24 protein-coding genes and 1 tRNA gene are annotated in these 23,870 nt (G+C 64.0%); 17 read left to right on the top strand and 8 right to left on the bottom strand.

What is annotated here, in order from left to right:
- Nucleotides 1-642, bottom strand: coding sequence for a response regulator (locus tag HV798_RS09650; RefSeq protein ID WP_232786465.1), 642 nt, complete (start codon nucleotides 640-642; stop codon nucleotides 1-3).
- Between the two features lie 400 nt (nucleotides 643-1,042).
- On the opposite strand from HV798_RS09650, the gene rfbD reads away from it, so the two are divergent.
- From rfbD to ptsP, 7 genes are all read left to right on the top strand, one after another.
- A complete protein-coding gene (gene rfbD / locus HV798_RS09645; protein ID WP_175192574.1) occupies nucleotides 1,043-1,957 on the top strand; it encodes a dTDP-4-dehydrorhamnose reductase in 915 nt (304 codons plus the stop codon).
- Nucleotides 1,958-2,291: 334 nt separating this feature from the next.
- Entirely contained in the window at nucleotides 2,292-4,244 is a 1,953-nt protein-coding gene (thrS, locus tag HV798_RS09640) for a threonine--tRNA ligase (RefSeq protein ID WP_175192573.1), read from the top strand.
- A gap of 20 nt (nucleotides 4,245-4,264) precedes the next feature.
- Nucleotides 4,265-4,816 carry a translation initiation factor IF-3 gene (gene infC, locus HV798_RS09635; protein WP_076812461.1) on the top strand — a complete coding sequence of 184 codons (552 nt, stop codon included), beginning with the start codon at nucleotides 4,265-4,267 and terminating at the stop codon, nucleotides 4,814-4,816.
- 180 nt (nucleotides 4,817-4,996) lie between these two features.
- Entirely contained in the window at nucleotides 4,997-5,968 is a 972-nt protein-coding gene (gene gshB / locus HV798_RS09630) for a glutathione synthase (protein WP_025135349.1), read from the top strand.
- Between the two features lie 13 nt (nucleotides 5,969-5,981).
- The gene (locus HV798_RS09625) at nucleotides 5,982-6,383 is read left to right on the top strand and encodes a PTS sugar transporter subunit IIA (protein ID WP_025135350.1); all 402 of its coding nucleotides are present in this window, start codon (nucleotides 5,982-5,984) and stop codon (nucleotides 6,381-6,383) included.
- 109 nt (nucleotides 6,384-6,492) lie between these two features.
- Nucleotides 6,493-6,762 (top strand): HPr family phosphocarrier protein, encoded by a 270-nt coding sequence (locus HV798_RS09620; protein WP_025135351.1) that lies wholly within the window; start codon nucleotides 6,493-6,495, stop codon nucleotides 6,760-6,762.
- A 43-nt stretch (nucleotides 6,763-6,805) separates the two neighbouring features.
- On the top strand, nucleotides 6,806-8,581 hold the full coding sequence (ptsP, locus tag HV798_RS09615) for a phosphoenolpyruvate--protein phosphotransferase (protein WP_281360820.1): 1,776 nt from the start codon (nucleotides 6,806-6,808) through the stop codon (nucleotides 8,579-8,581).
- A 134-nt stretch (nucleotides 8,582-8,715) separates the two neighbouring features.
- Here the strand turns inward: ptsP and amt are convergent, their stop codons facing one another.
- Nucleotides 8,716-9,954: an ammonium transporter gene (gene amt / locus HV798_RS09610; RefSeq protein ID WP_025135355.1), complete on the bottom strand. Its 1,239-nt coding sequence runs from the start codon at nucleotides 9,952-9,954 to the stop codon at nucleotides 8,716-8,718.
- A gap of 31 nt (nucleotides 9,955-9,985) precedes the next feature.
- Nucleotides 9,986-10,324 carry a P-II family nitrogen regulator gene (locus HV798_RS09605; protein WP_006218735.1) on the bottom strand — a complete coding sequence of 113 codons (339 nt, stop codon included), beginning with the start codon at nucleotides 10,322-10,324 and terminating at the stop codon, nucleotides 9,986-9,988.
- A gap of 539 nt (nucleotides 10,325-10,863) precedes the next feature.
- Here HV798_RS09605 and HV798_RS09600 point away from each other — a divergent pair.
- Complete coding sequence (locus HV798_RS09600; RefSeq protein WP_175192572.1) at nucleotides 10,864-11,289, top strand: DUF5339 family protein; 426 nt, start codon at nucleotides 10,864-10,866, stop codon at nucleotides 11,287-11,289.
- Nucleotides 11,290-11,439: 150 nt separating this feature from the next.
- On the top strand, nucleotides 11,440-11,691 hold the full coding sequence (locus HV798_RS09595; RefSeq protein WP_025135357.1) for an accessory factor UbiK family protein: 252 nt from the start codon (nucleotides 11,440-11,442) through the stop codon (nucleotides 11,689-11,691).
- 74 nt (nucleotides 11,692-11,765) lie between these two features.
- On the opposite strand, the gene HV798_RS09590 is transcribed toward HV798_RS09595, so the two are convergent.
- Together HV798_RS09590 and HV798_RS09585 are read right to left on the bottom strand one after the other, a co-directional pair.
- The gene (locus tag HV798_RS09590; RefSeq protein WP_175192571.1) at nucleotides 11,766-12,506 is read right to left on the bottom strand and encodes an RES domain-containing protein; all 741 of its coding nucleotides are present in this window, start codon (nucleotides 12,504-12,506) and stop codon (nucleotides 11,766-11,768) included.
- Nucleotides 12,507-12,517: 11 nt separating this feature from the next.
- The gene (locus HV798_RS09585) at nucleotides 12,518-13,186 is read right to left on the bottom strand and encodes a hypothetical protein (RefSeq protein ID WP_175192570.1); all 669 of its coding nucleotides are present in this window, start codon (nucleotides 13,184-13,186) and stop codon (nucleotides 12,518-12,520) included.
- Nucleotides 13,187-13,383: 197 nt separating this feature from the next.
- Between HV798_RS09585 and HV798_RS09580 the strand changes: the two genes are divergently transcribed.
- The 8 genes from HV798_RS09580 to HV798_RS09545 all read left to right on the top strand — a co-directional run bounded on the left by HV798_RS09580 (nucleotide 13,384) and on the right by HV798_RS09545 (nucleotide 20,497).
- Nucleotides 13,384-14,910 carry a YifB family Mg chelatase-like AAA ATPase gene (locus tag HV798_RS09580; RefSeq protein WP_175192569.1) on the top strand — a complete coding sequence of 509 codons (1,527 nt, stop codon included), beginning with the start codon at nucleotides 13,384-13,386 and terminating at the stop codon, nucleotides 14,908-14,910.
- Nucleotides 14,911-15,307: 397 nt separating this feature from the next.
- Nucleotides 15,308-15,505, top strand: coding sequence for a 50S ribosomal protein L35 (gene rpmI / locus HV798_RS09575; protein WP_003812834.1), 198 nt, complete (start codon nucleotides 15,308-15,310; stop codon nucleotides 15,503-15,505).
- A gap of 17 nt (nucleotides 15,506-15,522) precedes the next feature.
- Nucleotides 15,523-15,882, top strand: a complete 360-nt coding sequence (gene rplT, locus HV798_RS09570) for a 50S ribosomal protein L20 (RefSeq protein WP_006387998.1) — start codon at nucleotides 15,523-15,525, stop codon at nucleotides 15,880-15,882.
- Between the two features lie 77 nt (nucleotides 15,883-15,959).
- A complete protein-coding gene (gene pheS / locus HV798_RS09565; protein ID WP_006387999.1) occupies nucleotides 15,960-16,982 on the top strand; it encodes a phenylalanine--tRNA ligase subunit alpha in 1,023 nt (340 codons plus the stop codon).
- Nucleotides 16,983-16,994: 12 nt separating this feature from the next.
- Complete coding sequence (gene pheT, locus HV798_RS09560; RefSeq protein WP_175192568.1) at nucleotides 16,995-19,412, top strand: phenylalanine--tRNA ligase subunit beta; 2,418 nt, start codon at nucleotides 16,995-16,997, stop codon at nucleotides 19,410-19,412.
- 3 nt (nucleotides 19,413-19,415) lie between these two features.
- The gene (locus tag HV798_RS09555) at nucleotides 19,416-19,754 is read left to right on the top strand and encodes an integration host factor subunit alpha (protein ID WP_025135360.1); all 339 of its coding nucleotides are present in this window, start codon (nucleotides 19,416-19,418) and stop codon (nucleotides 19,752-19,754) included.
- 58 nt (nucleotides 19,755-19,812) lie between these two features.
- A complete protein-coding gene (locus HV798_RS09550) occupies nucleotides 19,813-20,229 on the top strand; it encodes a MerR family transcriptional regulator (RefSeq protein WP_025135361.1) in 417 nt (138 codons plus the stop codon).
- 191 nt (nucleotides 20,230-20,420) lie between these two features.
- A tRNA-Pro gene (locus HV798_RS09545) sits at nucleotides 20,421-20,497 on the top strand.
- Nucleotides 20,498-20,720: 223 nt separating this feature from the next.
- Here the strand turns inward: HV798_RS09545 and HV798_RS09540 are convergent.
- From HV798_RS09540 to HV798_RS09530, 3 genes are read right to left on the bottom strand one after another with little or no spacing between them, the layout of a single operon-like run.
- Entirely contained in the window at nucleotides 20,721-22,151 is a 1,431-nt protein-coding gene (locus HV798_RS09540) for a DHA2 family efflux MFS transporter permease subunit (RefSeq protein WP_175192567.1), read from the bottom strand.
- Nucleotides 22,152-22,209: 58 nt separating this feature from the next.
- On the bottom strand, nucleotides 22,210-22,872 hold the full coding sequence (locus HV798_RS09535; RefSeq protein WP_175192566.1) for an NUDIX hydrolase: 663 nt from the start codon (nucleotides 22,870-22,872) through the stop codon (nucleotides 22,210-22,212).
- A 30-nt stretch (nucleotides 22,873-22,902) separates the two neighbouring features.
- Complete coding sequence (locus HV798_RS09530) at nucleotides 22,903-23,823, bottom strand: LysR family transcriptional regulator (protein ID WP_175192565.1); 921 nt, start codon at nucleotides 23,821-23,823, stop codon at nucleotides 22,903-22,905.
- Between the last annotated feature and the right edge of the window lie 47 nt (nucleotides 23,824-23,870).

Here is a 23,870-nt window from a genome sequence, read left to right as displayed (position 1 = left end):
TTATTCCGTGAACTTCTCCCTGAGGTAAAGCGCCAGCGCCAGGTCGTCTGACAGCTGCAGCTTGCGCATCGCGCGGCGCTTGTGCGTGCTGATGGTTTTCTTGCTGCGCATCAGCCGCGCGGAAATCTGCGTGACCGACAGCCCCTGGCTGATATGCCGCAGGATCTCGACTTCGGAGGCGGTCAGCAGGGCGTGCGGATGCGTCGGAGCAATGGCGCGCACCTTGCCGTCCTGGACGGACAGGAAAGGGTCTTTGCCGCTCAGTACGCCCTGGATCATGTCGGGCAGCAGGATCATGCCCCATTGCTTGGCGAGGTAGCCGTTGGCGCCCGCCCGAAAGGCGGCGTACTGCGTTTCCAGCCGGTTGCCAGCCGAGAACGTGATGATCGCCATGTTCGGGTGATAACGCCGCACCCGACGCAGGAAATTCACGCCGTCCCAGGGTTCATGGGGGAGATAGAAGTCGATCAGGGCGACATGGCACGGCGCCACGGTCAGCTTGTCGAGCAGGCCGCGGGCGGAGGTTTCACGGTGTACGACGCGAAACCCCGGCCGGGAATCCAGGAAAGCGCCCACGCCCAGCGCAACCACGGGGTGGTCGTCCAGGATTGCCACGCGTATCAAGGGGGGCGGTTGCGACATCAGGAGATGCTTGCGCGAATGGGTGCGATTGCCCTCTTTCTTGCCGCAAGACCTGTCGGCAGGAAGGAAAGCGGAATCTTGCGCTGAAACACTGTTCATCGATGCTCCACGGTATGGCCAAGGGAACGCGGGCGGCGTCAGAGCTGGTGTGGCGATGGCGTCCGGTGCGTGTCGGGGTTGTGATTGGTCTTAAATTTGTACGGGCAGATTACGTTTTGTTGGGCCTTCCGGATCGCCTTCGGTCCAAAATCGGACTGATGCACCGGTCGGGTTTACTCGGGGTCGACAGATCCCCGTCGTCGCGGCACGCCCGGCATGACGGTGTTCGGGTCATAATCGCGTCCGGAAACCGGCCTGTTGCCGGACCGCAGCGCATCGCAAGCAAGGCGGCGGGTGGCGAATGCCCAAGAAGATTCTGGTGCTAGGCAGGGACGGTCAGTTGGGCTTCGAGCTGCGGCGCAGCCTGGCGCCGCTGGGCGCCGTGGTGGCCACCGGCCGCAGTGATTGCGACCTGACCTATCCGCTGCAGATCGCGCGGCTGGTGCGCCGTGAAAAGCCCGATGTCATTGTCAATGCGGCGGCCTATACCGCCGTGGAGCGGGCAGAAGAAGACGCCGTGCGCGCCATGCGCATCAATGCCGAGGCCGCGGGCGAACTGGCTACCCTGGCGGCTGGCCGTGGCGCGCTGATCGTCCATTATTCGTCCGACTACGTGTTCGATGGCGCCAAGGGCGGCGCCTACGATGAGCGCGACGCGGCTGCGCCGCTGAATGCCTATGGCCGCAGCAAGCTGGCCGGCGAGCAGGCGGTGCAGGCGATGAACCCGGCGCATCTGGTGTTTCGCACCTCGTGGGTCTATGGCGTTTTCGGCAACAGCTTCCTGAAGACCATGCTGATGGCGCTACGCCAGCCGGAATCGCTGCGGGTGGTGAGCGACCAGCGCGGCGCGCCCACCGGCGCCGCCTTCATCGCCGACGCCACTGCGCTGGTCGTTGCCCGCTACCTGACCCGGCGCGAACACGACGATTTTCCCTTCGGCCTGTATCACCTGGCTGCCTCGGGAGACGCCAGCTGGCACGAATACGCCTGTTTCATCGCCCAGCAGGCACGCCGGGCAGGTCTGGCGGTGACGCTGACCCCGGCCGACATCCGCGCGGTGGCGTCCGACCAATACCCCACGTCCGCCCGCCGCCCCTTGAATTCACGGCTGGACAGCCGCCTGCTCGAACGCACGTTCGGCATCCGCGCGCCGCACTGGGAAGAGGGCGTGCTGCATGCCCTGGCCGCGATTGCGGACAGCCGTAACCTCGCCTGACGGGCGTCCGGGGGCGGCCTCTGGCTGCGGCGTGGCGTTTTCGCCACGAAAAAGGTCCAAAGGGTGCTACAATCGGCAACGATAAGCGCGCCAGCCATTGCGCCCGCGCTCACCCAGTCCACCCCTGAAGGCCCAAGCATCATGTTTTTCCCGCTGGCACGAACTACGACCCGGAACTTTCGCCCTATGTCGCGTTAGTTTTTCGTGCGTCGGGTTTCACCGTGTCAGGTCAGCGGTAGGACTCAGCAAGACAACCAGATAAACGCGGCTACCAGCCGCGTTTGTCGTTTCTGAATTTCGTATTTCATTCCCAGAACCCCAGGAAGCACTCCCGATGGTACAGATCACATTGCCCGATGGTTCGCAGCGCCAATACCCGGGACCGGTCACGGTCGCCGAGGTGGCGCAATCGATCGGCGCGGGATTGGCCAAAGCCGCCTTGGGCGGCCGCGTGACCTTTGACGGCGCCGACTCCCAACTGGTCGACACCAGCTACCGCATCGAGGGCGACGCACGCCTGGCCATCGTGACCGCCAAGGACGCCGACGGCCTGGATCTGATCCGCCACTCCACGGCCCACTTGCTGGCCTACGCCGTCAAGGAATTGTTCCCTGACGCGCAGGTCACCATCGGTCCCGTGATCGACAACGGCTTCTACTACGACTTTTCGTACAAGCGCCCGTTCACGCCCGAAGACCTGGCCGCCATCGAGAAAAAGATGGCCGAACTGGCCAAGAAAGACGAAGTCGTGACCCGCGAAGTCTGGTCGCGCGACGACGCCGTCGAATTCTTCAAGGGCATCGGCGAAAAGTACAAGGCCGAGATCATTGCGTCCATCCCGTCCAACGAGCCGCTGAGTCTGTACCGCGAGGGCGATTTCATCGACCTGTGCCGCGGGCCGCACGTGCCGTCCACGGGCAAGCTCAAGGTCTTCAAGCTGATGAAGGTCGCGGGCGCCTACTGGCGCGGCGACAGCAAGAACGAGATGCTCCAGCGCATCTACGGCACGGCCTGGGCCACCAAGGAAGAGCAGGAAGCCTACCTGCACATGCTCGAAGAAGCCGAGCGCCGCGACCACCGCAAGATCGGCCGCGAACTCGACCTGTTCCACTTCCAGGACGAAGCCCCCGGCCTGATCTTCTGGCATCCCAAGGGCTGGGCCCTGTGGCAGCAGGTCGAGCAATACATGCGCTCGGTCTACCGCGACAACGGCTACCAGGAAGTGAAGGCGCCGCAGATTCTCGACATCTCGCTCTGGAAAAAGACGGGCCACTGGGACAACTATCGTGAAAACATGTTCACGACCGAGTCCGAGAACCGCGTCTACGGCCTCAAACCGATGAACTGCCCGGGCCACGTGCAGATCTTCAACGCCGGCCTGCACTCGTACCGCGAATTGCCCTTGCGCTACGGCGAATTCGGCCAATGCCACCGCAACGAACCGTCGGGCTCGCTGCACGGCATGATGCGCGTGCGCGGCTTCACGCAGGACGACGGCCACATTTTCTGTACCGAAGAACAGCTCCAGGACGAATGCGCCGACTTCACGGCCTTGCTGCAGAAGGTCTACCGCGACTTCGGCTTTACCGAAGTGCTTTACAAGGTCGCCACGCGCCCGGAAAAGCGCATCGGCTCGGACGAAGTCTGGGATACGGCCGAACAGGCCCTGATGGAAAGCCTGCGCCGCACCGGCTGCGAATTCGAGATCTCGCCCGGAGAAGGCGCGTTCTATGGTCCCAAGGTGGAATACACCCTGAAAGACGCCATCGGCCGCCACTGGCAGTGCGGCACGATCCAGGTCGACTTTTCCATGCCCGTGCGCCTGGGTGCCGAGTACGTGGACCAGAACGACCAGCGCCGCCCGCCCGTCATGCTGCACCGCGCCATCCTGGGTTCGCTCGAGCGTTTCATCGGCATGTTGATCGAAAACCACGCCGGTGCGATGCCGCCCTGGCTGGCTCCGGTGCAGGCCGTGGTGTGCTGCATTTCCGAACCTTCGGCCGATTATGCGGCTGAAATCACGCAAAGCCTGAAAAAACAAGGCTTTAGAGTAGAGTCCGATTTGCGCGGTGAAAAAATCACTCGTAAAATTCGGGAGCACAGCCTGCAAAAGGTGCCGTACATCCTCGTCGTCGGCGACAAGGAAAAGCAAAACGGCACCGTCGCCGTACGCGGACTGGGCGGACTGGACCTTGGCGCCATCGCATACGACGAGTTCGTCGCGCGACTGTCCGAGGACGTGTCCACCCGCCGTGACGTCAATCAACCTGATAGCAGCGCTGCTTAACATTTCTAGGAGCTTTCAACATCGCCACTGAAAAAGCCAATCGCATCAACGGTGAAATCCGCGTCCCCGAGGTGCGCCTGATAGGTCTGGACGGAGAACAGCTGGGCATCGTCAAGATTGCCGACGCGTTCCGTCTTTCCGAGCAAAACGACGTGGATCTGGTGGAAATCGCGCCGAACGCCGAGCCGCCGGTCTGCCGTTTGATGGACTACGGTAAGTTCAAGTACCAAGAGCAGAAGCGCCAAGCCGAAGCTCGTTCGAAGCAGAAGGTCATCCAGGTCAAGGAAGTCAAATTCCGTCCGGCCACCGACGAGGGCGACTACCAAGTCAAGCTGCGCAACCTGCGCCGCTTCCTCGAAGAAGGCGACAAGGCCAAGGTGACGCTGCGGTTCCGTGGCCGCGAAATGGCTCACCAGGAACTGGGTATGCGGGTGCTTGAACGTGTGCGCGACGACCTGCTGGAACTGGCCCAGGTCGAAGCCATGCCGAAGCTCGAAGGCCGTCAGATGGTCATGGTGCTGGCGCCCAAGAAGAAGGCCGTGCCCGCGGGCAAGCCTGAATCGGCGGCGTAAAGCTCCCAGCGGAGCCTTCCCGACAGGCTCATCCCTACCGGGTCGGCCCCTGCCGCTCCCCCTCGCGACCCGCCGTCCATACCGTGTTCGGCGGGTTCGCTTATTGGGCGGCTCTGCGCTACGATGTCATAGATAGCCGCCTTCCCGAAAGGGAAGGCGGCGTACGTTCGGGGTGTCGCGATGCATGTTTTGTTCGTTTTGGATCCCTTGCCGCTCTTGAAAGCGTACAAGGACAGTTCTGTCGCCATGATGCGTGCGCTGGTCGCGCGCGGCCATACGCTCAGCGTGGCCATGCAGGGCGACCTTTACATCGAAACCGGCACGGTCAAGGCCGTCACCACGCCCATCGAATTGGTGGCCGACGCCGACCTGCACGGCCATGACTGGTGGCGCGAAGGCGCTGCCCGTGACCTGCCGCTGGCCGATTTCGGCGCGGTCGTCATGCGCAAAGACCCGCCTTTCGACATGGAATACGTGTATTCCACGCATCTGCTCGAATACGCCCAGGCCCAAGGCGCCCACGTGTTCAACAGCGGCGCGGCGATCCGCAACCATCCCGAAAAGCTGGCCATCACCGAAATCAGCGAATTCACCGCCCCGACGCTGGTGACGCGCAACATGGCGCGCCTGAAGGCTTTCCACGACACGCACCACGACGTGATCGTCAAGCCGCTGGACGGCATGGGCGGCACGGGCGTGTTCCGCCTGCAGCCCAAGGACCCCAACCTGAACGCCATCCTGGAAACGCTCACCGACAACGGCGCGCGCACCATCATGGCGCAGCGTTACATCCCTGAAATCGTCAAGGGCGACAAGCGCATCCTGCTGATCGGCGGCGAACCGGTGCCGTATTCGCTGGCGCGCATCCCGCTGGCCGGTGAAACGCGCGGCAACCTGGCCGCCGGCGGCCGTGGCGTGGCCCAGGAATTGTCCCCGCGCGATCGCGAGATCGCCGAGGCCGTGGCGCCCAAGCTGGCCGCGCGCGGCCTGCTGCTGGTCGGTCTGGACGTCATCGGCGACTACGTCACCGAGGTCAACGTCACCAGCCCGACGTGTTTCGTGGAAATCGCCGAACAGACCGGCTTCGACGTCGCCGGCATGTTCGTCACGGCGCTCGAAAAAGCCGTGGCCGCCGCGCCGGCTGCGGCCTGATCCGGAAACCGTCATGACCACGGGTATTGTCATCGTCGTGCATGCGCCCCTGGGCGCAGCCATGCGCGAATGCGCCAGCCACGTCATGGGCAACCTTGACGGCATGCTGGCCATTCACGACATCCAGCCCGAAGACCGGCCGGACGACCAGGCGCCCGCCGTGCTCAAGGATATCCTCGAGCAAGACCACGGCGGCGGCGTTCTGGTGCTGACCGACCTGATCGGCGCCACGCCGGCCAATATCTCCAAGCGGGCCGTGGCCGACGCCCAGGCGCAGGGCATCCAGTGCTGTGTCCTGGCGGGGCTCAATACCCCCATGCTGCTGCGGGCGCTGACCTACCGCAACCTGACCCTGGCCGAGACCCGCGAAAAAGCGCTGGCCGGCGGGGTTCAGGGCGTCTTGCGTGTAGACTGACGGGCGGGAATTTGCCCTATTATGTCGGCTAATATTTCAAGCCGATGGGCGGTTCGACCTTTTGCTGCAACCACCACTGCGGCTTGCCACCGCGGTCATGATATTTCCTATGCCTAATACAGACATCGTCATCAGCAATAAACTGGGTTTGCATGCGCGGGCGGCCGCCAAACTGACGCAGCTGGCCAGCAAGTTCTCGAGCGAGATCTTCATTTCCCGCGGCGCGCAACGCGTGAATGCCAAGAGCATCATGGGCGTCATGATGCTGGCCGCCGGATTGGGCGTGACCGTCAAGCTCGAGGCTTCCGGCAACGATGCCGACCAGGCCCTTTCCGAAATTGAAACTCTGTTCGACAGCAAATTCGGTGAACAGGAATAGCAGCGCTTCCGAATCCGCCGGTCCGGGCAACGCCCGGGCCGGCATGTCCGCGGCCGCTGCCGCGGCTCAGGTCCATGACGGGGCTGGCGCTGCCAGCCCCGTCATTTGTTTGTACGGCAAGGGCGTGGCGCGTGGTTATGCCATCGGCCGCGCGGTGGTCATGGGGGCGGCGGCGCTGGAAGTCGCGCATTACCGCATTTCCCCTGAAGACATCCCCGCCGAAAGCCGCCGCCTGACCGAGGCGCTGGACTCGGCGCAGCAGGAATTGCGGCTGTTGGCCGACACCTTGCCGGCCGACGCGCCGCGCGAGCTGGGCGCCATGCTGAACGTGCATAGCCTGCTGCTGGGCGACCCGCTGCTGGCCGAGCAGACCCTGGCCCTGATCGCCGAGCGTCACTACAACGCCGAATGGGCGCTGACCACCCAGGGCCAGATCCTGGGCCAGCAGTTCGACGCGATGGAAGACGAATACCTGCGCGAACGCGGCGCCGACGTGCGCCAGGTCATCGAACGGGTGCTGCACGTGCTGTCCGGCACCTCCGCCATCCTGCCGGATATGTCGCACATGGGCGGCGACGACGCACTGGTGGTGGTGGCGCACGATATTTCGCCGGCCGACATGCTGCGCCTGCGGGGAGGGCGGTTTGCCGCCTTCGTGACCGACCTGGGCGGCCCGACCTCGCATACGGCGATCGTGGCGCGCAGCATGGGCGTGCCGGCCGTGGTGGCCATGGGCAATGTGCGCGAGCTGGTGCGCGACGGCGACATGCTGATCATCGACGGCGCCGCTGGTGCCGTGGTGGTCAACCCGTCGGACCGCATCCTGCAGGAATACCGCCGCCGCCAGGCCGCCTACGCCGACGAACGGGCCGAACTCAGCTTGCTGCGCGACGAGCCTTCCGTCACGCTGGACGGCATCGACATCGTGCTGCACGCCAATATCGAACTGCCCGAAGAAGCCGCGCTGGCGCTGGCCTCGGGTGCGCACGGTATCGGCCTGTTCCGCAGCGAATTCCTGTTCATGGGCCGACCTGACCTGCCGGGTGAAGAAGAACAGTACGAGGCTTATTCCTCGGTGGTGAAAGTGATGGCGGGCCGTCCGGTCACCATCCGCACGCTGGATATCGGCTCGGACAAGACGCTGGACGGCGAGGCCACGGTGGCCACCAATCCAGCCCTGGGGCAGCGAGCCATCCGCTACTGCCTGGCGCGTCCGGAAATGTTCGCCACGCAGTTGCGCGCCATCCTGCGGGCGTCGGCCCATGGGCCGGTGCGCCTCTTGATTCCCATGATCGCGCACATGCATGAAGTCGTGGCCACGCGCGCGGCCATCGAATCGGCCCGGCGCGAGCTCGATGCGCGGGGGCAGGCCTACGCGCCGCACATGGAAGTGGGCGCCATGGTCGAAGTGCCCGCGATCGCCATCGCGATCGAACCCTTTGCCCAGGCGCTGGATTTCCTGTCCATCGGCACGAACGACCTGATCCAGTACACCCTGGCCATTGACCGCGGCGACCACGACGTTGCCGCGCTTTACGATCCGCTGCATCCCGCCGTGCTGCGTCTGGTCGCGCACACCATCAATGCCGGTGAACGCGCGGGCAAGCCCGTGGCCGTCTGCGGCGAAATGGCCGGCGACTCGCGCATGACCCGCTTGTTGCTGGGCCTGGGGCTGACCGAATTCTCGATGCATCCGCAGCAATTGCTGGATGTGAAGCGGGAAGTCCGGCGCGCCCACACCAACGCGCTGCGGGTCAAGGTGGCCAGCGCGCTGAACCGCGCCTTGCCGGTGGACCTGGATACCCTGGACCTGGCCTGAGGCCGTCCGGACCCTTGCTCAGCCCAAGCCCGTCGCGTGACGGGCTTTTTTTCGGCCATGAAAAAGCCCCCTGCAAGAGGGGGCTGGGAGCGCCGCCCGGCCTGTCGGCGCGGGCGGGATGTGCATCGGCGGGATCAGCTGTGATAGGCCGATTCGCCGTGGCTGGTGACGTCCAGGCCTTCGCGTTCCTGGTCTTCCGGCACGCGCAGGCCGCACAGGGCGTTGGCGATCTTGTAGGCAATCCAGGCCACCACGCCAGACCAGACGATGGTGATCAGCACGCCTTCAAGCTGCACCCACAGCTGGCCCAGGATCATGCCGGGCTCCGCCAGGCCGGGGCCGCCCAGGACCTGCGCATTGAACACGCCCGTCAGCAGGGCGCCGACGATGCCGCCCACGCCGTGTACGCCGAACACATCCAGCGCATCATCGGCACGCAGCAGGCGCTTCAGGCCGTTGACGCCCCAGACGCAGACGATGCCGGCGATCACGCCGATGATCAGTGCGCCCACCGGGCCGACCAGGCCGGCAGCCGGGGTGATGCCCACCAGGCCGGCGATGGCGCCGGACGCAGCGCCCAGCATGGACGGCTTGCCCTTGATGGCCCATTCGGTGAACAGCCAGGACAGCACGGCGCCCGCGGTGGCGATCATGGTGTTGAAGAAGGCCAGCGTCGCATTCTCGTTGGCGGCCAGCGCCGAGCCGGCGTTGAAGCCGAACCAGCCCACCCACAGCAGGGCGGCGCCCACGAACGTCATCGGCAGATTGTGCGGCTGCATCGCTTCGCGGCCGTAGCCCACGCGCTTGCCCACCACGTAGGCGCCCACCAGGCCGGCCACGCCGGCATTGATGTGCACCACGGTGCCACCGGCAAAGTCCAGCGCGCCCTTGGCGTTCAGCAGGCCCGGGGCCGTTTCAGAGGCGAACCACACCATGTGCGCGATGGGGATGTAGGCAAACGTGAACCAGATCACCGTGAACACCAGCACCGCCGAGAAGCGGGCGCGTTCGGCGAAGCTGCCGACGATCAGCGCGCAGGTGATGCCTGCGAACGTCGCCTGGAACGAGGCGAACAGCAGCTCGGTCAGCGAATTCGACATGGCGTACTTGCCGTCGGCCGGGGTGAACATGCCAGAGAAGAAGGCGCGCGAGAGGCCGCCGAAGAACGCGTTGCCTTCCGTGAAGGCAAGCGAGTAACCGTAGATGAACCAGAGGACCAGGCCCAGCACGAACGTGCACAACACTTGCAGCAGCACCGACAGCACATTCTTGCTGCGTACCAGGCCGCCATAGAACATCGCCAGACCGGGTACGGCCATCATCAATACGAGGAGGGTAGAGACGAGCAACCAGGAGATATCTGCTTTATCCATTTTCAGGCTCCAATGAGTCTTTCTTATTTGTCTACAGTGCAGCTTCGCCGGCTTCGCCCGTCCGGATGCGGATCACTTGTTCAAGGGGGGCGGCAAAGATCTTGCCGTCGCCGATCTTGCCGGTGCGGGCGGCTTGTTCGATGGCTTCGATGACCTGATCGACCAGGTGGTCGGGCACGGCGGCTTCGACTCGCAGCTTGGGCAGGAAGTCGACCGCGTATTCCGCGCCCCGATAGAGTTCGGTGTGGCCCTTCTGGCGCCCGAACCCTTTCACTTCAGTAACAGTGAGGCCCTGGACGCCGATTCCGGATAGAGCCACCCGCACTTCGTCGAGCTTGAATGGCTTGATGATGGCGATGATGAGTTTCATGGCATTTCCTCTCATGGTTGCACTTGGCCTCGTCATTCAAGCAAATTCCATGCCATGGGCTGCGGTGCCCGTAGGGCGCCCGGTCAGGCGCGTTTGTTGTGCCTGTTTGCACCAATATAGTGCGCCATGCACCGTGCGTCAGCCTCAAATCGGTGCATGGCGCCGTGATGGTGAGGAATGCAACGGAATATGTGTCCCTACCGCCATTTGTTGCCAGTTGATGCCGCTGGGGTTGCGCTTTGTAGGGCTTGCAAATCCCTGCATCGGCTTGGGGCGAAATCTCGGGTCGGCCGCGGATCGTTGCTGGCCGGGCTTCGCGCGGCGATGCGCTCTTTTTCAGCAGGCTGAAAGCGAATCGCAAGAGGTGCAAAAAAGGGGGCGGGGCGTGATACGAGGGTTTACACGCATAAGCTTGTTGCCAAAGGTAGGCTGAAGAAGAATCGAATCCAGCTCATGACGCTTGGTGGGCTTGATCGGGCCGCAGCAAGGGGTTCCGGCGTTGCGGCTCTTACATACAAAAAGCAAGAAAGGAAAGAGGAATGATGACGATCCAACGCAAGACCCTTGGCGTGCTGGCGCTGACTGCCGCGCTGGCCGTACTGGCCGGCTGCAACAAGAGCGACGAAAAGGCCGCGCCGCCCGCGGCATCGACCACCCCGGCTCCTAGCACCACCACCCCTGGCACGCCGCCCGCTGCCACCACGCCGCCCGCCACCACCACGCCCGCACCTGCCGCGGGCGCCACCGCCGGCCTGCCCGCGGAGTGCGACGCCTACCTGAGCAAGGTCAGCGCGTGCATGGACAAGCTGGGCGCTTCCAACCCGGCCGCAGCCAGCTTCAAGCAGCAGCTGGACGCCGCCAAGACGCAGTGGGCCACGATCAGCGACAAGACGCAGCTGGCCGCGCAGTGCAAGCAGTCGGCCGACCTGTTCGCGCAATCCGCGACACAGATGGGCTGCCCGTAACGATGTTGGTAGGGGGCTGCCCCCAAGGCGGCCCGGTTTTCTCCTGTGCTTTGATGGGCGGTCACCGCATGCGGCCCGCCCTTTTTTTTGCCAGCGGCAGGGGCGGGGAAAGCACTACACTTGAGGCACCAAGAACACCGTGAGGCCGCTATGAACAATCGCACCCAATGGATGGAAGACATCCAGAAGAACATTTCCGACCTGATCGCCCGCAGCCCCGCCGCGGACGTCGAACGCAACGTGCGCGCCATGATGACGCAGGCGTTCTCGAAGCTGGATCTGGTCACCCGCGAGGAATTCGACGTCCAGGCCGACCTGCTGGCGCGCACCCGTGCCCGCGTGGACCAACTGGCCGCGACGGTCGAGCAACTGGAAACCCGCTTGTCCGCCCTGGACAAGTAGGCTGTCCGAGGGACCCTTTTGCCACGGCCGCTGATGCGGCCGTTTTTGTTTTGGAGTCCAAGGACTCGCGACCGTTATTTTGGACTGGCGCCTGGGAAGGCGAGCATGGGCACAGTCCGATTTGGCGGTGGCCCGTATAACGGGTCTGCGATTAATGCGGCATAGGCGGCGGTCGCCGTGAATCGCTCGTGGCGGACGTTGGCGATCGTTCGTAGTTCGGGCAGCAATTCGCTTCGAAGTGCAATCGCTTGGTGCCCCCGCATTTGTCGGGACTGGTAGATGATGCCGTCTGGCATCAAGGCGCAATCGCAGTCAAGCATTGCCTTTCGCAGACGATGGCCAATCCAGTGGCAGGCCTCGTAATCGCTTGACGAGATGGTGTCTTGGATTCCGAGTTTGGCGCAGGCTTCTCCTGCCAGTTTCCAGAGGCGCAGGTCGCGGCCAAAGGCAATCTGGCCGACGACCCCAGTCTTTACGGCAGACGGGTCCAGGTAGAACTGACCTGCGCGAGTGGCGTCGTTTCGAGCAAAGCGGCCTTCCCATATCGCGGTAGGCACGTCCAGCGCAACATAAAACCAGGCGTAAGGCAGGGCGCCGTGCTGCAGGCGCAGTTCTCTTGGCGGGCCGAATCGATAGGCGTTGTGAAAGGTCTCGGGGAGCAAATACTTCGGATCACCGGCAGTGCGATACACCGCCGTGTGGGCGGCTAGTGATGCAGCCGAATGCCTGAGTGCAGCATACAAGGCCTTGATGGAAGGAACCCGCGCTATCAAATGGGGCGGCGGTTGATCGGAGCCCTGTGAGTCGACTGGCATGCTATGGCGGCTTAGTCGCGCATGCCTGTTCCCGCTTGTCTGGCAAGTTCAAGGACGCGTTGCAGCCGCTGCGCGGTGGCGAGCGACAGAAGCCGCTGCTGTGCGATCGATATGTTTGCGCGATTTTCGAAGGGTAGTCCCGCCAGCATTTCGGCGGGAGAGAGCGCATTGAGGTCTTCCTGCTCGGTCACGAAAAATGCGTGGATTTCGAACTGCAAGACCCCTCGCAATGCGGCAATGACGGTTTGCAGAAGCTTGGGAACGGGTTCAACGAATTGCCAGGCGGGGAACGCGCGCCCGTTCTTTTTCGTCGATGGCACGACGCAATAGAGCCTGCCGTCCTTGTCGTACCGATACAAGGTCGTCAACGCGCTCAGTTTTTGCCGGGCGAGCACTTCTGCGGGAGACCACAGGGCAACGGGTAGAGCGGGGGGCTTTTCGCCGACAGGAGCTTTTTCGTTGACGAGCCAGGCTTCTAGCTGCCGCACGATGACGTGCAGCAGGTCGTCTGTGCGGCCGGATTTCCGCAGGGGCGATAGTTCCTTGGCCAGGGTGGATGCCATGCGCTTGATAACCTCGTGGGGATCGCCTGAATAACTGCCGTTGACGATAGCCCGGACGTCGTCGGTTGTGGTGGGTGGCTTCCGTAGGATTGGTCCCATAGTGATCTCTTCAGGCATCCGAGTCTTCAGCTTATGCTTTTTTTTCCATTATTTCCATTTTTCCCAGTTTTACCAATGTGCTGACAGCACCGGACAAGACGTGTCTTCCGTCCGAGGCCGGGCACCCCACCAGCCAGGGACACTTTTGCCACGGCCGCTGATGCGGCCGTTTTTGTTTTGGGCATACTGGTTTTCGATCGCAACCGGAGACCGCCTTGACCCTTGCCGTTATTGCCAGCCGTACCCTCAGCGGCCTGCATGCCCATGCGGTGCGGGTCGAGACGCACCTGGGGCCGGGCCTGCCCAGTTTCAACGTGGTGGGGCTGCCCGACACCGAGGTGCGTGAAAGCCGCGAGCGCGTGCGGGCGGCCATCATCAACAGCGGCTTCAATTTTCCTGCGGGCCGCATCACCGTCAATCTGTCGCCGGCGGATCTGCCCAAGGAATCCGGCCGTTTCGATCTGCCCATTGCGTTGGGGTTGCTGTTGGCGACGGGCCAATTGGCGGCGCCAGCATCGGATGGCAACGCCGGAGTTGCGCCCGACCCGTTGCTGGCCGGAGTGGTGCTGGCGGGGGAACTGTCGCTGACCGGCGCGCTGGTGCCGGTTGCCGCGGCCCTGGTCATTGCATTGAGCGTGGCGCAGGAATCTCCCGGCGCTACCTTGATCCTGCCTGCCGGTAGCGCCGAACAGGCGGCGTGGGTGGAGGGGCTGCGGGTGCTGTCGGCCCGCAGCCTGGCGGATGTGGCGGCGCATGTGGCCGGACATGGCCGCTTGCCCGACGCGATTCCGCTGGCGTGGCCGGATGCCCCGCCGGGGCCGTGCCTGTCCGATGTGCGAGGGCAGCCGGGGGCGCGGCGGGCGCTGGAGGTTGCCGCGGCGGGCGGCCATAGCTTGCTGATGGTCGGGCCGCCGGGGGCGGGCAAGAGCATGCTGGCCGCGCGCTTGCCCGGCCTGTTGCCGCCGCTGACGCGGCGCCAGGCGCTGGAGGCCGCCGCCATTGCGGCGTTGGCGGGCGTGCCCGATGCCAGGATGGGCACGCCGTCGTTCCGGGCGCCGCACCATTCGGCGTCCGCCATGGCCCTGGTAGGTGGGGGCGGTCGGCCGCGCCCTGGGGAAATCAGCCTGGCGCATCACGGCGTGCTGTTCCTGGACGAATTGCCGGAATTCAGCCGCCGTACGCTGGAAGCGCTGCGTGAGCCGCTGGAAACGGGCAGGGTGATCATCGCCCGTGCCCTGCATACGGCGCAGTTTCCCGCGCGGTTCCAGTTGGTAGCGGCGATGAACCCGTGCCCTTGCGGCTGGCGGGGCCATCCGCGCAGGGCCTGCACCTGCACGCCCGACCAGGTCGCGCGCTACACGGGCAAGATATCCGGTCCCTTGCTGGACCGGATCGACCTGCATGTGGCATTGCCGCCCTCTGACCTGGAATGCATGCAGGGGCCGCCGGGCGAGCCGTCCGAGCCGGTGCGCGAGCGGGTGGCGCGCTGCCGCGAGCGCCAGCATGCGCGCCAGGGCAAACCCAATGCCGGGCTGGCGGGGGCCGAACTGGAATGCCACTGTCCGCTGCAGGCCGACGCCCGCGACCTGCTCTTACAGGCCATGCGTCGCCTGGCGGGGTCGGGGCGGGCCATGCACCGGGCCCTGCGGGTGGCCAGGACGATCGCCGATCTGGACGGGCAGGACATGCTGGGCGCCAGCCATGTCGCCCAGGCGGTGCAGTACCGCCGGCCGGGCGTATGATGGCCCGTTTCCCGTGCTAGAGCGCCTGTTCGGACGGGTTCCGTCCCCCTGGCGCAGGCAGGGCGCCGCGCCGACCTGCCAACCGGCTCGACAAAACCTGGGAAATCACCATATAATCAAAGGCTTTCCCGGATCCAGGCTATCTTTTTTGTCTGGAATGTTTGGAAAAAGCGGGAAAAAGCGTAGTACCCCAAGCAGTATCTAAGCAGTACCCCAAGCAGTACCCCAAGCAGTACCCCCCCAAGAAGTGGCAAGAGGTCCTAAAGTTTTGCCGCAATGGTGTAGGTAGCGTGTTCCCCAGGCAGCGATGCCGGGTGCGGACAGACCGCCAACCGCCTTGCGCCAAGCACCTCGCGTCATGTAAATCAACAATCAGTGTTTAGTTTAGGGAATCATCATGCCCAAGATGAAAACCAAGAAAAGCGCCGCAAAGCGCTTTAAGGTTCGCGGCAGCGGATCCATCAAGCGTGGTCAGGCGTTCAAGCGTCACATCCTGACCAAGAAGACCACCAAGAACAAGCGCCAGCTGCGCGGTTCGGCTGCGGTCCATGAAACCAACGTGGCCTCCGTCAAGGCCATGATGCCTTTCGCTTGATCTAAGGGAGATCTACTATGCCTCGCGTCAAACGCGGCGTTACTGCCCGCGCACGTCACAAGAAAGTCATTTCCGCCGCCAAGGGTTACCGTGGCCGCCGCGGTAATGTGTTCCGTATTGCCAAGCAAGCCGTCATGCGCGCTGGCCAATACGCCTACCGCGACCGTCGTAACAAGAAGCGCACGTTCCGCGCGCTGTGGATCACGCGTATCAACGCTGCCGTCCGCGAACACGGCGTCAGCTACAGCGTGTTCATCGCTGGTCTGAAGAAGGCTGCCATCGAACTCGACCGCAAGGTCCTGGCCGATCTGGCCGTGCGCGACAAGGCCGGCTTTGCCGCCATCGTGCAGCAAGCCAAGGCTGCCTTGGCTGCCTGATCGCGCGCTTTAACTCATCGCGCATCGCTGCAAACGGGGCTGTAATGGCCCCGTTTGCGTTTTGAAGGCTGGATTTCATGACTCAATCGGTTGACGACCTGGTTTCCCAGGCGCAAGAACGCTTCGCCGCGGCCACGGACGCCGCCGCGCTCGAAAATGCAAAGGCCCGCTTCCTGGGCAAGGATGGCGCGCTGACGGTGCTGCTCAAAGGCTTGGGCAAGCTCGATCCCGAGCAGAAGCGCGACATGGGCGCCCGGATCAATCAGGCCAAGCAAAAGGTCGAAGAGCTCCTGAATCTGCGCCGCGCCGCGTTGGCGCAGGCCGAACTGGACGCCCGACTGGCTTCCGAAACCATTGACGTATCGCTTCCGGGCCGCGGCCGCGTGCCGGGCGGCATCCATCCGGTGATCCGGACCTGGGAACGCGTCGAAGAGATCTTCCGCTCCATTGGCTTCGATGTGGCCGACGGCCCCGAAGTGGAAAACGACTGGACCAATTTTACCGCGCTGAACAATCCGCTGGACCATCCGGCGCGTTCGATGCAGGACACGTTCTACGTCGACATGAAAGACGCTGACGGCCTGCCGCTGTTGCTGCGCACGCACACCAGCCCCATGCAGGTGCGTTATGCCCGCATGCACAAGCCGCCCATCAAGGTCATCGCGCCGGGGCGCACCTATCGCGTCGACAGCGACGCCACGCACTCGCCCATGTTCCACCAGGTGGAAGGGCTCTGGATCGCCGAAGACATTTCGTTCGCCGACCTGAAGGGCGTGTACACCGATTTCCTGCGTTGCTTCTTCGAAAGCGACGACCTCGTCGTGCGTTTCCGCCCGTCGTTCTTCCCGTTCACCGAACCGTCCGCCGAAATCGACATGATGTTCACGTCGGGGCCCAATCGTGGCCGCTGGCTGGAGATCTCCGGTTCGGGCCAGGTGCATCCCCAAGTGGTGCGCAACTTCGGCCTGGACCCCGAGCGCTACATCGGCTTTGCCTTCGGTTCCGGCCTTGAGCGCCTGACGATGCTGCGCTATGGCGTCAACGACCTGCGCCAGTTCTACGAAGGCGATTTGCGCTTCCTGCGCCAGTTCAACGAATAAAGACGGCTGATCATGCAATTTCCCGAATCCTGGCTGCGTACGCTGGTCAATCCCCCGATCGCAACCGACGAACTCGCGCACCGGCTCACCATGGCCGGCCTGGAAGTCGAAGACACCGTGCCGGCCGCACCCGCGTTCAGCGGCGTGGTGGTGGGCCACATCGTCGAGATCGCTCCGCATCCCGATGCCGACAAGCTGCGCGTCTGCCAAGTGGACGACGGTTCGGGCACGCTGCTGACGATCGTCTGCGGCGCGCCCAACGCGGCCGCCGGCCTGAAAGTGCCGCTGGCCCGCGTGGGTGCGGAACTGCCCGGCGGCATGAAGATCGGCGTGGCCAAGATGCGCGGCGTGCAATCGTCGGGCATGCTGTGCTCGGCCCGCGAACTGGGCCTGTCGCAAGACCACGGCGGCCTGTTGGAACTGCCGGCCGACTTCGTGCCGGGCCAGTCGATCCGCGACGTGCTGGACCTGGACGACACGCTCTTCACGCTGAAGATGACGCCCAACCGTGCCGACTGCCTCTCGATCCTGGGCGTGGCGCGCGAAGTCGCCGCCCTGACCGGCGCGCCGCTGTCGGTGCCCACGGCCAAGGCCGTGCCGGTGACGCTGGACGAAGTGCTGCCCGTCAAGGTCGAAGCCCCTGATCTGTGCGGCCGTTTCGGCGGCCGCGTGATCCGCGGCGTGAATGCCCGCGCAGAGACCCCGGAATGGATGAAGACGCGCCTTGAGCGCGCCGGTCAGCGTTCGGTGTCGGCGCTGGTCGACATCTCCAACTACGTCATGCTGGAACTGGGCCGCCCCTCGCACGTGTTCGATCTGGACAAGATCCACGGCGACCTGTCGGTGCGTTGGGCCCGCGAAGGCGAGACCCTTGAACTGCTGAACGGCCAGACCGTCACGCTGGACGCCAAGGTAGGCGTGGTGGTGGCGGGCGACCAGGTCGAAAGCCTGGCCGGCATCATGGGCGGCGAAGCCACGTCGGTCACGCTGGACACGACCAACATCTATCTGGAAGCCGCGTTCTGGTGGCCGCAATCGCTGGCCGGCCGCGCGCGCCGCTTCAAGTTCAGCTCTGAAGCCAGCCACCGCGGCGAGCGCGGCGTGGACTACGCCACGATCCCGCAGCACATTGAATTCATCACGCGCCTGATCGTCGACATCTGCGGCGGCCAGGCCGGTCCGCTGGACGACCAGATCGTCAACCTGCCCAAGCGCGAGCCGGTGCGCATGCGCCTGGCGCGTTGCCACCGCGTGCTGGGCGTGCCCGTCACGCAAGCCGACGTGGCCAAGATCTTCAACAGCCTGGGCCTGGAATTCACGGTCGAAGGCGATGACTTCATCGTCACGCCGCCGTCGTACCGTTTCGATCTGGTAATCGAAGAAGACCTGATCGAGGAAGTGGCTCGCATCTACGGCTTCGAGAACATTCCCACCGTGCCGCCGATGGCGCGCGCCAAGATGTTCTCGCAGCCGGAAGTGCGCCGCGGCGCCCACGCGCTGCGCCGCCTGGCCGCTGCGCAGGACTACCAGGAAGTCGTGAACTACAGCTTCGTCGAAGCCGACTGGGAACGCGACTACGCGGGCAACGACACGCCGGTCAAGCTGGTCAACCCCATCGCCAGCCATCTGTCGGTGATGCGTTCCAGCCTGATCGCCAGCCTGGTCGCCAACATCCGCCACAACGCCAACCGCAAGCAGACGCGCGTGCGCCTGTTCGAGCTGGGCCGCGTTTTCGTGCGCGATGCTGCGGCCGAAGACGGCCCGCTGGCCGTGGCCGGCGTGCGCCAGCCCCTGAAGCTGGCCGGCGCTGCCTGGGGCCCGGTGGTCGAAGAACAATGGGGCGTGCCCACGCGCCAGGTGGATTTCTACGACGTGAAGACGGACGTGCAGGCGCTCTTCGGCGCGCGCGGCAGCCGCCTGCGCTTCGAGGCCGCCGCCTACCCGGCGCTGCATCCGGGCCGCAGCGCCCGCATCGAACTGGACGGCCAGCAGGTCGGCTGGATCGGTGAATTGCACCCGCGCCTGGCCCAGCAAGCCGACCTGGCGCACGCGCCGGTCGTGTTCGAAGTCGACGTGGCTGCACTGTCCGAAGGCGAGTTGCCGCAGGTGCGCGAGCTGTCGCGCCAGCCCGTGGTGGTGCGCGATCTGGCCCTGTGGGTCGATGCGCCGGTCACCGCGCAATCGATGCTGGACACCGTCGCTGCCGCCGTCAAGGCCGATCCGCAACTGGCGGTGGTGCAGGACGTGCGCCTGTTCGACGTGTGGCGCGAGAAGGCCCAGGGCGACCAGCCCGTGGCCGAAAAAAGCCTTGCGTTCCGTTTCTGGCTACAGGACACTGAAGTCACACTGGACGAAGCCCGGGTGGCCGATTGCCTGGCACGCATCAAAGACGCTTTGGTCAGTGCCCACGGCGCGCGCCAGCGTGCTTGAACCATGGGGAACAGTATGCTTGCCGAGCCGCGCACCCTGACCAAGGCCGAGCTGGCCGAACTGCTCTTTGAGCGGGTCGGCCTGAACAAACGCGAAGCCAAGGACATCGTCGACACGTTCTTCGAGGAAATCCGCGACGCCTTGGCGCGCGGCGATTCCGTCAAGCTTTCGGGCTTCGGAAACTTCCAGGTGCGCGACAAACCGCCGCGCCCCGGCCGCAATCCCAAGACCGGCGAGACCATACCCATCGCCGCCCGCCGCGTGGTCACGTTCCACGCCAGCCAGAAACTCAAGAGCGTGGTCGAGCAGGCCACTCCCACGGCGCCCGACGCCGAGGAGTGATACGCTTTGTCGGTAATTGTTATCGGCACTCGACTTCCGCGCGGCATAAAATTCTCTTATGACACGTACTGAATCCACCGTAACCCTACCGCCCATTCCCGCCAAGCGCTATTTCACCATCGGTGAAGTCAGCGACCTGTGTGGCGTCAAGCCTCATGTCTTGCGGTACTGGGAACAGGAATTCACGCAGCTCAAGCCGGTCAAGCGGCGCGGCAACCGCCGCTACTATCAGCACCACGAAGTTCTGCTGATCCGCCGCATCCGGTCGTTGCTGTACGAGCAGGGCTTCACGATCAGCGGTGCGCGCAATCGCCTGGGCGATGCACGCGATACGCCGCACGATCAAGACGCCGCCGTGCGCCTGACCGGCGCCGAGATGCAAGCCTTGCGCAACGAGCTGGGCAACGTGTCGACGATGCTCGGTGAAGCGCTGGGCACGCCGGCCGCAAGCGCCAGCAGCACTGCACAGGCTTGATGCGCGGCGCGCTTCAAGCAAGCACGAACTTTTTTCAAGCACGACATCTGGACCCTTGCGTCTTGTGCGCGAGACCTGCAGGCAGGTGATGCAGGCATCGCGCAGGGGACGCAAATTTTTTTGAGTATTCAGCACTTTTTTTGCACCAATGCGTGCAAACAATTTTTTGTTCTGCTATACTCTTTTTCTTTCGGGGCGTAGCGCAGCCTGGTAGCGCACTTGCATGGGGTGCAAGGGGTCGCGAGTTCGAATCCCGCCGTCCCGACCAGCAATACCCTAAGGGGGTTAGTGATGAAAATCACTAACCCCCTTTTCATTTTGCGCGCAAAAGTCGTGACAAAAGCTCGCGCAACGATGGATACCAAGAGCACGTGCCATGACCTCTACCAAGAGCACGTGTCGTGCTGTGGGCCCAAGCCGCGCCAACGACGCGTATGCGCACGGCAGCCACATTTTCGGGCGGTTCGATTGAGCATTGCGAACACTGTCATTCACTCGCCACGCTGCCGGTACACCCGCGCCAGGCTGGCCAGGAATGACAACGCGGCAATGACGCTGGCGAGCGTGAAGACGACGACGGCAAATTGACCATCGGCAGTCGTGCTTGCGCGGCTTGCTCCGTTGTCGTTGGCCAGTGGGCCGCCCACCAATGCAATCACGACGGCCACCAGCGCCGCGCCCAGGGATTGGCCGGTGGTCCTGGCCGTAGACAGCACGCCCGATGCCGTGGCGGTGCGGTTCTTGGCGGCGTTGGCGAACATTTCCTTGTTGTTGGGCGGCAGGAAGAAGCCATAGCCCATGCCGCACAGGGCGACGCGCCAGATGATGCTCTCGACCGAAGGCTGCTCCGGTAGCAAGGCAAGTGAGCCGAGTCCGGTGCAAAACGCCAACACGCCGATGCTTGATACCTGTGTGGCATTCAAGCGGTTTGCCAAGCGGCCGGCAATAGGTGCGCACAGCGCGACGGCGATGGGCCAGGGGGTAAAGACAAGTGCGGATTCCAGCGCGCTGTAGCCATAACGGGTCTGCAGCACGAAGGGTAAGGCGACGAGCGCCATGCCCTGGGACACGAACATCGTGATGGAGATCAGGACCGCAAAGGAATAGCGGCGTGACCGGAAAATGTCCAAAGGCAGAAGCGGGTGCCTGGCCTGGGTCTGGCCAAACGCGAACAGCAGCATCAACAGAACCGAGACGACGCCCAGTGTGATCACGGTGCTGTTAGCCCATCTGCCAATCTGATCGACGGCAAGCACGAACAGGCCGAAGGCTACGGCAGAGGTGATGGCGCCCGGCAGGTCGAATCCTTGCTCCTTGTGGCTGTCCCCTCCCAGCGCCATGATCGAGAATACGATGGCGGCGACCCCGAAGGGAATGTTGATGTAGAACAGCCAGGGCCACGAGGCATACGAGACGATGAGGCCTCCCAGTGTGGGGCCCAGGGCGGTGCCCACCGCAAACACCAGTGCGTTCAGGCCGAACACGGTGCCCAAGGACGCGGGCGGAAAGATGACGCGGTAAAGGCCGTAGCCCACGCTGATGAGTACGGCGTAGCTGATGCCTTGCAGTATTCGCAAGGCCACCAGGGCCGGGTATGAGGGAGCCAGGCCGCAACCGAGCGAGGCGATGGTGAACAGGATCAGTCCCAGCGTGTAGAACTGCCTTTCGCCGATCCGTGAACCCAGGGATGCGCAAGTCAGCATGATGGCCGCACTGGCGACCTGGTAGGCATTGGCCACCCAGATGACCTCGGCGGCATCGACGTCCAGGTCGATCGCGATGGTGGGCAGGGCAATGTTGACGATGGAACTATCCAGCGCCGACATGAAGACGCCGATCAGGATGGCGGCGGCTGCGAAATAGCGCCGGGGGCTGTCAAAGCCCGTGTCATCGAATTCGTGGAGCTTGTCTGTGCAGGCCATCTTTTTGCGGATTCGCAGAGGTAGGGACGATGGATGAAGACTGCAACTGCCGTGGATGCTATTCGCGCGCGGATGCCAACGCCGCCAGCGATTTCAAGATAAGCGCGGTGACGCCCCAGATATCGTGTTGCTGTTCGGCCCAATACCAGGCGCCGGCGCGTTCACCGTCGACGTATTGACGAAGCAGATCCGGGTTGAGCAGTGCGTTGAAAGGGAACTCGAAGATCGATTCGACTTCCGCCGGAGATACTTCCCAGCGCGCACTTTCCGAGGTGATGCCGACGACCGGAAAAATGGCGTGATTGCGCTTGCGGGTCTTGTGCAGCGGCAAGCAGCCGATCAAGCGCACAGCGTTGGGAGCCAGGCGGATTTCTTCGAAGGCTTCGCGCAGGGCGGTGGCGCCGACAGTGCTGTCGGCCGCCTCGGGGCGACCGCCCGGAAAGCTGACGTGCGATGAGTATTCACTGAGACCTGACGAACGTTGCGTAAGCAGGATCGTCGGCTCGGGCCGCGGCACGATGGCGATCAGAACGGCCGAGAATTTCCATTGGCCGTCGTTGTCGGGGAAGTGCTGCCGGGCGGCGGGCCAGTCGATCGACGTGGGAATCTGGAAGCTCTCCACGCCGCGCAAGATGGCTTGCAGGGCGCTTCGTTTGGTGGCGTCGTGGAATAGCTGTTCTGCACTTGCGCTGTCGTCCGTGGCAGGCCTGTCGATGCTCATGTCGTTCTCCGTCAAGTGGTTGAATCCGTATCAGACCCGCACGCTATCCGTCCCACGTGGCAAGGCATAGGCGTGGCGGAAGTAGTCGCGCAGCACGCGCCTGGGGCCGGAGATGTCGGTGCCCTTGCGCCAGGCCAGGCCGACGTTCATGGGCGGGATCGGGTCTTTGAGCTGGATGGTCTCGATGCGGCGGCCTTCCAATGACCAGGGCCGATAGACCATGTCCGACAGCACCGCGACGCCGCCGCCGTTGGCGACCGTGCTGCGCACCGCTTCGACGGACGAGGTGCGCAGGCGCACGTCGGGTCGGAAGGGCGTTTCGCTCCAGTAGCGCAGGGCGGTGTGGGCGGCCTCGTCGACGGTGAGCATGATGAAGGGTTCTTCCGCCACGTCCTCAAGCGTGACGGTATCGCGCGCCAGGAGGGGATGGCGTGCCGGCACCCACAGGCGCCGTGGCGAACCGAAGAAATGCTCTACCGCCAGTTCGGGATTCACCACGTTGGAAGTGAGCAGCACCGCCATGTCGTAGCGGTGCGCGATCAGTCCTTCTTCGATGGCGTTGCGGTTGAGCTCGTGCAGCTGGATATCCAGATTGGGGTAGAGCTGCGACAGGCGCTGCAGGTGATAAGGAAGGAAGTAGCCGATCACGGTGTACGAGGCCGCCAGCAGCAGGCGGCCGCTTTCGCGCGCGTCGGCCCGGGGCATGCGCAAGGCCTCGTCGACCGACGACAGGATGTTGTAGGCGTGGTTGAGAAAACCGCGGCCGGTTTCGGTCAGGGCGACGCCGTTGGCGCCACGCAGGAACAGGGGCGAACCGACGATGTCTTCGAGCTCGCGGATCGCGGTGGTGACGGCCGATTGTGAAATGGCGAGCTGGATCGCCGCCTGCGAGATCTGTCCCAGTTCGGCAGCCGCGACGAAATATTTGAGTTGCCGAAGCGTGAGTGACATGACGGGCTTATCTGATTAATAGATAGTGAAGCCACAGGATATCTGTT

The organism is Achromobacter deleyi (assembly GCF_902859705.1).
GTDB lineage: Bacteria > Pseudomonadota > Gammaproteobacteria > Burkholderiales > Burkholderiaceae_B > Achromobacter > Achromobacter deleyi.
This window is presented reverse-complemented; position numbering and strand designations above follow the sequence as displayed.